Source organism: Pseudomonas tremae (assembly GCF_001401155.1).
GTDB classification, from domain to species: domain Bacteria; phylum Pseudomonadota; class Gammaproteobacteria; order Pseudomonadales; family Pseudomonadaceae; genus Aquipseudomonas; species Aquipseudomonas tremae.
Window position 1 is genome coordinate 1 of record NZ_LJRO01000124.1, and the last position, 300, is coordinate 300.

A 300-nucleotide genomic window follows, 5' to 3' on the forward strand; every position below is an offset into this window, starting at 1 on the left:
CCCGGCAAATCGGCAGAGCGGCAAAAGCTGATCGAAAGCCAGGACTGAAACCGAATCAGGCCTCGATTTCCGTCAACACGACGTTATAGGGCACATCCACCAGCGCCGAATGCACCTGATTGCGGCCCGCGTGCTTGGCGCAGTACAACGCAGTATCCGCCTGTGACGCAAGGCTCAGACTGTCGTCATTAGCCCCCAGAGAAACGACCCCGGCGCTGAAAGTGCAAAACAGATCGGTCGGCTGCGCGGGGTAATGGATCTCCGCAAAGCGATGGCGGATCTCATCAAGCACTTTATGGG

General features: G+C 58.0%; 1 protein-coding gene. It reads right to left on the reverse strand.

The window, feature by feature from the left end:
* Positions 1–55: 55 nt before the first annotated feature.
* On the reverse strand, positions 56–300 hold a 245-nt coding region (locus tag ALO43_RS09270), incomplete at its 5' end, for a GGDEF domain-containing protein (RefSeq protein ID WP_157062278.1).